The sequence below is a fragment of the Mesorhizobium sp. M7A.F.Ca.US.006.04.2.1 genome (genome assembly GCF_004022915.1).
Lineage (GTDB): Bacteria > Pseudomonadota > Alphaproteobacteria > Rhizobiales > Rhizobiaceae > Mesorhizobium > Mesorhizobium ciceri.
Genome location: NZ_RZQA01001703.1, coordinates 1 through 382, shown reverse-complemented (window position 1 = coordinate 382; position 382 = coordinate 1). Strand labels below are relative to the sequence as shown.

The 382-nt window shown below is 57.1% G+C and carries 1 protein-coding gene; it reads left to right on the top strand.

Annotated features, from left to right (window positions below; translation table 11 throughout):
- Positions 1-121 precede the first annotated feature (121 nt).
- On the top strand, positions 122-382 hold a 261-nt coding region (locus EN925_RS40415; protein ID WP_128337525.1), incomplete at its 3' end, for a hypothetical protein.

Here is a 382-nt window from a genome sequence, read left to right as displayed (position 1 = left end):
CTTCTCCTATAGAGCACTCTACCAGGCGGGGCGGTGTACCTTCTCCGCAAGGCCCATCGCACACTCCTATATAGGAGGGCTCCTAAGAGAGGCGCTGCTCGATCGGCGGCGCCCACATTCGATGGCTTTGGTGTCGAACGGCAATGCGGCGGCAATAGGGCTCCTTCCTGGCCGTGCCACGCATGTTGCCAGCGTTCCCCTGGGGCAGTTGGCTGTCGACAGATCGGGTCCGAAATTTCTGTCGCAAAAAGTTCAAAAACATTCTCGATGTGTGTTGACAGTTGTCGTTGGTGGCGACTATATACGCCTCACGAACGAGGGCGGCTCGCCGCTGGCGACGAAGAAGTTTGCTTCTAAGCCTGCCCTTAGCGAAATTCAAGAG